The 7,806-nt window shown below is 69.4% G+C and carries 7 protein-coding genes and 1 tRNA gene; 5 read left to right on the top strand and 3 right to left on the bottom strand.

Annotation, left to right across the window (positions count from 1 at the left end):
- Positions 1–296 (bottom strand): response regulator (locus ABZ749_RS24295; protein ID WP_357231530.1); only part of this gene is annotated, 296 nt, incomplete at its 3' end.
- 83 nt (positions 297–379) lie between these two features.
- Here ABZ749_RS24295 and ABZ749_RS24300 point away from each other — a divergent pair.
- From ABZ749_RS24300 to ABZ749_RS24310, 3 genes are all read left to right on the top strand, one after another.
- Positions 380–462 (top strand) — tRNA-Leu (locus tag ABZ749_RS24300).
- 31 nt (positions 463–493) lie between these two features.
- Positions 494–1,243 (top strand): transcriptional regulator, encoded by a 750-nt coding sequence (locus ABZ749_RS24305; protein WP_357231533.1) that lies wholly within the window; start codon positions 494–496, stop codon positions 1,241–1,243.
- 91 nt (positions 1,244–1,334) lie between these two features.
- Positions 1,335–1,985 (top strand): NAD-dependent epimerase/dehydratase family protein, encoded by a 651-nt coding sequence (locus tag ABZ749_RS24310; protein ID WP_357231536.1) that lies wholly within the window; start codon positions 1,335–1,337, stop codon positions 1,983–1,985.
- A gap of 3 nt (positions 1,986–1,988) precedes the next feature.
- Here ABZ749_RS24310 and ABZ749_RS24315 read toward each other — a convergent pair whose 3' ends face one another.
- On the bottom strand, positions 1,989–3,140 hold the full coding sequence (locus tag ABZ749_RS24315; protein ID WP_357231545.1) for an aminotransferase class I/II-fold pyridoxal phosphate-dependent enzyme: 1,152 nt from the start codon (positions 3,138–3,140) through the stop codon (positions 1,989–1,991).
- 111 nt (positions 3,141–3,251) lie between these two features.
- Between ABZ749_RS24315 and ABZ749_RS24320 the strand changes: the two genes are divergently transcribed.
- The gene (locus ABZ749_RS24320) at positions 3,252–3,731 is read left to right on the top strand and encodes an Lrp/AsnC family transcriptional regulator (protein WP_357199477.1); all 480 of its coding nucleotides are present in this window, start codon (positions 3,252–3,254) and stop codon (positions 3,729–3,731) included.
- A 72-nt stretch (positions 3,732–3,803) separates the two neighbouring features.
- Positions 3,804–4,814, top strand: a complete 1,011-nt coding sequence (locus tag ABZ749_RS24325) for an LLM class flavin-dependent oxidoreductase (RefSeq protein WP_357231539.1) — start codon at positions 3,804–3,806, stop codon at positions 4,812–4,814.
- 200 nt (positions 4,815–5,014) lie between these two features.
- Here ABZ749_RS24325 and ABZ749_RS24330 read toward each other — a convergent pair whose 3' ends face one another.
- The gene (locus ABZ749_RS24330; RefSeq protein ID WP_357231542.1) at positions 5,015–7,276 is read right to left on the bottom strand and encodes a cellulose binding domain-containing protein; all 2,262 of its coding nucleotides are present in this window, start codon (positions 7,274–7,276) and stop codon (positions 5,015–5,017) included.
- Positions 7,277–7,806: the final 530 nt, after the last annotated feature.

Genomic DNA, 7,806 nt, shown 5'->3' on the forward strand with positions numbered 1-7,806 from the left:
CGGTGCCGCTGGACGTGCTCGGTGAACGCGGTCAGGATGATCACCGGGGCGATCCGGGCACCGGCGATACGCTCGGCGGCGGCCAACCCATCCATGATCGGCATCTTGATGTCGAGGATGACGAGGTCGGGCTTCAGCTCCTCGGCGAGGCGTACGGCTGTCTCGCCGTCACCGGCCTCCCCCACCACCTCGTAACCCTCTTCGACGAGCATCTCGGCGAGGTCCAGCCGGATCAGCGCCTCGTCCTCGGCGATCAGTACGCGCCTACGCTCGGCATCCGTCGGCGTCTCAGCCACCAGCCCTACCCCCACCATCGATCACTGCACGGCTACCACCCATGCTCCCGCATGAGAGTAGTCGGGTACAGTAGGCGCCACCCGCCGGGATGGTGGAACGGCATACACGGAAGTCTCAAACACTTCTGCCCGAAAGGGCTTGCGGGTTCGAATCCCGCTCCCGGCACTTTGTCATACACGTGTTCGACGATGTGGGCGTGCATCCACCGCAGATGCGGGCACAGGCCCGCGCCCTCCGCGCTCGCGGACACAACATCCACGCAGTAGCTCGCACGCTCTCCCTGCCGTACGCGACCGTCTGGCACTGGTGTGTCGATCGACCGGAACCGGTGAAGCGCGGAACGGAGCTTCGGTGCTTCCGGTGCCGGTCGGATGTCGAGAATCCGACCGACCCCGCCGCCTACGCCTACCTGCTCGGTCTCTACCTGGGCGACGGTCATCTGGCCGTCTCACCGAAGGTCCCGGTGCTGCGGATTGCTTGTACGGCCACGTATCCGGATCTCATTGACGCGTGCGGGGCCGCCATGCTCGCGGTGCTTGCCGCGCGCGTTCAGAGGATCACCAAGCAGGGCTGCGTCTCAGTCGAAAGCAGTGGGGTGCACTGGCCCTGCCTGCTGCCGCAGCACGGTCCCGGCAAGAAGCACAAGCGACCGATCGTCCTCGCCGACTGGCAACGACCGATCATCGAACAACACCCCGGCGACTTCCTGCGAGGGTTGTTCCACTCCGATGGCTGCCGCGTCGCCAACCGGGTCACGACGAGAGGCCGGCACTACATCTACCCGCGCTACATGTTCGTCAACGAGTCGGCCGACATCATGCGGCTCTGCCAGTGGAGCCTCGACCTGCTCGGCGTCACCTGGCGGATGAACCGGCGCAACTCGCTGTCGGTGGCGCGGCGCGACGCAGTCGCCACGTTGGACCGGCACGTCGGTCCCAAGTCCTGACCGGCACCGCGCACATCATGCCGACCGTGGCAGCCTGGCTGACGCGCCGCCGGACGGCCGGTGGCGGTGGCGGCGACAGGGGTGCGATCTGATGCGGGTTGTTGTGTTCGGTGCGACCGGGATGGTCGGTCAAGGTGTGTTGCGCGAGTGCCTGCTCGCCGATGACGTGCGCGAGGTGCTGACTGTCGGTCGGCGGCCGACCGGTACGCGGGACCCGAAGCTGCGGGAGCTGACGGTCGCGGACGTGGGCGAGGTGGACGCGGTGCGGGCCGAGTTGACAGGTGTCGACGCGTGTTTCTACTGCCTCGGAGTGTCCTCACTGGGTCTGGACGAGGCCGCGTACACCCGGGTCAGCTACGACTACCCCCTCGCTGCGGCACGGTTGTTCGCGCAGGTGAGCCCGCAGGTCACCTTCGTCTACGTCTCGGGTCAGGGGACCGATTCGTCAGGTCAGGGTCGGGTGATGTGGGCGCGGGTAAAGGGGCGTGCCGAGAACGCGATCATGGATCTGCTGCCCAACGGTTACGCGGCACGGCCGGGGTTCATCCAGCCGACGTACGGGGCGGTGTCGAAGACGCGGTGGTACCGGTTCGGGTATGCGGTCACCCGCCCGCTGTTTCCGGTGCTGCGTCGGTTGCTGCCGAACCAGGTCACCACTACCGACGGGATCGGTCGGGCGATGTTGCGGGTGGCTCGGCAGGGTTCGCCGGTGCGGGTGTTGGGCAACCGCGAGCTGCGCTGACGGTCAGACGATCGTGTCGAGGGCCTGGGCCAGGTCGGCGCGCAGGTCTTCGGGGTCTTCGAGGCCGACGGAGAGGCGCAGCAGCGCGGCGGCGGGTTTGGCGTCGCCTTCGACCGGCCGGTGGGTGAGGGAGGCGGGGTGCTGGATGAGGGTGTCGACGCCGCCGAGGGACACCGCATGGGTGATGAGACGGCAGGCACCGGCGACGGCGGCGGCGGCGGGCGCGCCGCCGCGTACCTCGAAGGCGAGCAGGCTGCCGGGTCCGGACATCTGCCGCCCGACCAGCGCCGCCGGGTCGTCCACCGAGGGGTGGTGCACCCGGTGTACGGCAGGGTGGTCGGCGAGCCAGCCGGCGAGTTTCTCGGCGGTTGCCTGTTGGGCGCGGACCCGCAGCGGCAGGGTTTGCAGGCCGCGGTGCAGCAGGTAGCCGCCGAGGGGGTGCAGGATCGCGCCGGTGACCGCGCGGACCTGGCGTAGGCGCACGGCCCAGGTGTCGTCGCAGGCGACGACGCCGGCGAGGACGTCGCCGTGCCCGCCGATGCTCTTGGTGGCGCTGTGCAGGACGAGGGTGGCGCCGTGCCGGGCGGGTTGTTGCAGGACGGGGGTGGCGACGGTGTTGTCGACAAGCAGTGGGATGTCGCCGGCCGTGGCGGCGAGGGCGGCGATGTCGACCAGGTCGAGGGTGGGGTTGGCGGGTGTCTCGACGATGACCAGTGCGGTGTCGGGGCGGATGGCGGTGGCGACCTCGTCGGGGCGGGTCCAGGTGACGGTGGTGCCGAGCAGGCCGGTGGCGAGGACGTGGTCGGTGCCGCCGTAGAGGGGTCGGACGGCGACGACGTGGCGGCGGTCGTCGCGCGTGGCGGCGAGCAGGGTGGCGGTGAGGGCGGCCATTCCGCTGGCGAAGGCGACGGCCTGGGTGGTGCCTTCCAGCTCGGCGAGGGCGGTTTCGAAGCGGGCGACGGTGGGGTTCCAGAGCCGTTGGTAGACGGCGCCGCCGTCGGCGGGGAGCGTGCCGCCGGTGGCGAGTTGCTCGTACGCGGCGCCGCCGTCGTCGACGGAGGGCAGCGGGTTGGTGGTTGACAGGTCGATGGGTGGTACGTGCACGCCGAGGGTGCGCAGATCGTCGCGGCCGGCGTGTACGGCCCGGGTGTCCATCGGTGTCATGGTCGGTAGCGTCGAATATCTGCCGCCTGAGAAGCAATAGATTGGCAGATCATTCTGCAAATCGGTTTAGTTTCCGCGTTGGGTTCGGGCGAAGATGGTGTCATGCCCCTTGAACCGAATGATCTGCGGCCGTATTCGGCGGTGGACGAGGTGGACCGCGCGATCCTGACCGAGTTGGCGGCGGACGGCCGACTGCCGAACAATGCCCTCGCCGAGCGGGTGGGTGTGGCGCCGTCGACGTGCCTGACGCGTACCCGGGCGCTGCGCGAGCGCGGCGCGATCCGTGGTTTTCACGCCGAGGTGGATCCGGCGGCGCTCGGTCTGCCGTTGCAGGCGTTGGTGTCGGTGCGGTTGACAGCGCACGAGCGGGCGGCGGTGGACGGGTTCCGGGCCCGGTCGGTGCGACTGCCGGGGGTGGTGTCGGTGTTCCACGTGGCCGGCGCGGAGGACTACGTGCTGCATGTGCGGGCGGCGTCCGGTGACGCGTTGCGGGACTTCGTGCTGGACCATCTGGCGGTGGACCCGGTGGTGCAGCACACGCAGACCAGTCTGATCTTCGAGCAGGCGCGCGGGATGGGCTGAGCGGCGGGTGAGGTGGCCGACGAAAACCCGCATGGTGGAACAAAGCCGGTCGGTGGCGGGTTGGCTGACCGTGTGATCACCGTACCGTTGTCTGTTCTTGATCTTGCCCCGGTCGCCAAGGGCACCACCGCTGGCGCGGCGCTGCAGGCCACCACCGAGTTGGCCCGCCGCACCGAGGAGTTGGGCTACCACCGGTTCTGGGTGGCCGAGCACCACAACATGCCGGCGATCGCCAGTTCCGCCCCCGCGGTGCTGCTGGCGCACCTGGCGGCGAACACCTCGACGATCCGGCTGGGCTCGGGTGGGGTGATGCTGCCCAACCACGCGCCGCTGGTGGTGGCCGAGCAGTTCGGCACCCTGGAGGCGTTGCACCCGGGTCGGATCGACCTGGGCATCGGGCGGGCGCCGGGCACCGACCAGGTGACCGCGCTGGCGTTGCGGCGCACCATGGAGGGCCTGTCGGCGGAGGGTTTCCCGCGCGAGCTGACGGACCTGATGAACTACTTCAGCGGGGAGAAGCCGGGGCAGATCATCGCCACGCCGGGTCGCGGTGAGCAGCCGGCCGTGTGGCTCTTGGGTTCCAGCGGTTTCAGCGCCCAGCTCGCCGGCCTGCTCGGTCTGCCGTTCTCCTTCGCGCACCACTTCAGCTCCCAGAACACCCTGCCGGCGTTGGCCCTGTACCGGCAGAACTTCCGACCGTCGCAGTGGCTGGACAAGCCGTACGCGATGGTGGCGGTCAACGCGGTGTGCGCGGAGACCGACGAGCGGGCCGAGTGGTTGGCCGGGCCGAGCGCCCTGTCGTTCCTGAAGTTGCGCTCCGGGCGGCCGGAGCCGCTGTCCACGCCCGACGAGGCGGCGGCCTACCCGTACTCGGAGATCGAGCGGGAGTTCGTCGTGTCGCGCCGTGACGGCCAGGCGATGGGCTCGCCGGAGACGGTGCGTCGGCAGCTGACCGAGCTGGTGGAGCGCACCGGCGCGGACGAGCTGATGCTGACCACGCTGGTGTACGACGTGCAGGACCGGGTGCGGTCGTACGAGTTGATCGCCGAGCAGGTGGCGGGCGGTCTTCGTCAGGGCGCGTGAAACACGATCTTCACGTCAGCGTCACCCCGCCGACCCGGACGGTGCCTAATGTTGGTGCCGGTGGTGGTACGGCATTCCCGGTCGGGACGGGTTGGGAATGCCGCGGTGTGGCGCACCGGGCCGGAGCTGAGCGGATTCCGCGGCTGCGGCCCGGTGCCTGCCACCCTAGGCGACCCCGCTCGGGACCGCCAGGGTTTTCATCAACGTAGATGAATGTCCGGCGTGGGTGGCGTGTTCATTCCGTTGCCGATGAAGAACCCCGGGTGCGGCGGTTGGTTGTAGGCGGTGTTCTGCCACGCGATCGCCACCCGATACTGCGGGTCGTGCATCAGGGTGTAGATCCGGGTGCTGGTCGGGGTTGGTGTGCTGTAGATGCGCAGCGCCCGACTGTCGGTGGTCCGCCAGATCACCTCCTCGCGCCAGTCGCCCAGGATGTCGCCGGAGAGCGCCGGCGTGGACTTGGTGCCGTTGTTGGAAGCCACCCCGCTGCCGTCGAGCAGGCGGGTCTCGCCGCCGGTGCCGTACTTGTCGATCTTCGTGCCGTCGAGCAGTTCCCGCACCGGGTCGCCGTCCCACCAGGCGAGGAAGTTGGCGGAGGACGGCTTGCGCCCGACGTTCTGCCCCCTGGTGTTGGCCAGTCCGGCGACCGCTGACGACCACGACTCCGCGCCGGGGCTGCCGGCCCAGATGTCCGCGGAGACGCCCCGGCCGTTGTCGCCGGACGCGGGCGTGGACCAGAGGACCTGACCGGTTCGGGCGTCGGCGAAGTACGAGCTGGGCTTGCTGGCATCCTCGTCGACCTTGAACACCTCCAGGCCGGCGCGGCCCGGGTCCAGGTCCCCCACGTGCATGGCGTCGCCGTGACCGTTGCCGGTCGAGTGGAGCAGCCGGCCGTTGTCGTCGATGGTGGCGGCCCCGTACACGATCTCCTGGCGACCGTCGGCGTCGACGTCGGCAACGGAGAGCTGGTGGTTGCCCTGACCGGCGGCGGCGCCGTTGCCGGAGGAGTTCGAGTCGAACGTCCAGCGCCTGGTCAGCGTGCCGTTGCGGAAGTCCCAGGCGGCGATCACCGCGCGCGTGTAGTAACCGCGGGCCATGATCAGCGAGGGGCGCTGCCCGTCCAGGTACGCCGTGCCGGCGAGGAACCGGTCCACCCGGTTGCCGTACGAGTCGCCCCAGGACGACACGGTGCCGCGCGGCGGGTCGTAGCTGACGGTGGAGGCGATCGCGCCGGTCTGCCCGTTGAACATCGTCAGGTACTCCGGGCCACTGAGCACGTAGCCGCTGGAGTTGCGGTGGTCCGCCGACGACGAACCGATGAGCTGACCGGTGCCGGAGCGGGTGCCGTCGGCGGTCTTCATGGCCACCTCGGCACGGCCGTCGCCGTCGTAGTCGTACACCTGGAACTGGGTGTAGTGGGCGCCGGCCCGGATGTTGCGGCCCAGGTCGATGCGCCACAACCGGGTGCCGGTGAGCGTGTACGCGTCGACGTAGACGTTGCCGGTGTAGCCGGACTGGGAGTTGTCCTTGGCGTTCGACGGGTCCCACTTGAGCACGATCTCGTAGCTGCCGTCGCCGTTGAGGTCACCCACCGAGGCGTCGTTGGCGCTGTACGAGTAGTTCTCCCCGCTCGGGGTGGTGCCCCCGGCCGGGACCTGCAACGGCACGTCCAGGTAGCCCGCGCCGAACTGCAACGCCGGTGCCGACGCCGCCTGCTCGACGCCGCCCACCACAGCCCGCACCGTGTACGCCGAGCCGGCCGCCGCGCCGCTGTCGAGGTAGTTGGTGGCACCGGTGATCGGGGTGGCGTTGACCTTGGTGGCCCCCCGGTAGAGGTTGAACTCCACCCCGGTGGTCTCGGTGCCGAGCAGCCGCCAGGAGACCAGGTTGCCGCTGCCGGAGCGGACGCTGACCAGCCCTCGGTCCAGCTTCTCCATCTGCACCACCCCGGCCGATGGCGGAGGCGTGGTCGGGGGTGGGGTGGTGGGCGGCGGTGTGGTCGGGGGTGGGGTGGTGGGTGGCGGGGTGGTCGGCTCGTCGGTGGGTGGGGCTCCGGTGCAGGTGGCGCCGTTGAGCGCGAAGCTGCCCGGCACCGGGTTACTGCCGGTCCACGAACCGTTGAAGCCGAACGACGCGCTGCCGTTCGTGGCGATGGCGGTGTTGTGGTCGACATTGCGCGCGGTCACCTGGGCGCCGGACTGGGTGACGGCGGCGTTCCACGCCTGGGTGACCTGCTGGCCCGCGGCGTACGACCAGGTGACGGCCCACCCGTTGACCGGGTCGCCGAGGTTGGTGACTGTGACGTTGGCGCCGAAGCCGCCCTGCCACTGGTTGGTGATCTGATAGTCGACCCGGCAGCCGACGGCGGCGGCCGAGGCGACGACCGCGCCGAGAGTGCCGGCCACGACGGTGACCGCCGTCGTGGCGGCGAGCAGGATCAGCCGATGTCTGGACGGGTGCATGCGCTGCCTCCGGGGATCCGGTGATGACCGCCACGACCCACCGGCCCTGCCCGGGAAGCACAGTGGACCAACCACCGCGACGAGGGTGGACGGCGATCTGATCGGGGTGGAACGCCCTGGAACTCACGGATCCGACTCACCGCGCATCGTATGGCAAGCGCTTTCCGAGACGCAACATCGATGCCTGTCACATCGTTGCAGATGCCGACTGCCGTTGGCGGGACGAGGGGCTTCCTGAGGAGCCGACACGGACGAGCAGGGAACCAAGCCCACCGCACAGAGAGTCGACTACAGTGCCAGGAAATCGACCAGAATTGTCGACCGCCACATCAGCATATCCGATCAGAGCACACGCAAAGCCCGACCCGCGGACACTTCATCCGTCGAGCCGGGCATCTTCTAAATCGCGTAGTCAGCAGTTCTGGTTGACGATGCGCGCGGAGTTGCCATCAGAGATCCGGATCCATTTGTAGGCGGCCGACGTCTGCAGCAAGTCACCGGTGTAACGGTAGTAGTTGCCGGTGCACTGC

Origin of the sequence: Micromonospora sp. NPDC047753, from assembly GCF_040642735.1 — a bacterium.
Classification (GTDB): domain Bacteria; phylum Actinomycetota; class Actinomycetes; order Mycobacteriales; family Micromonosporaceae; genus Micromonospora.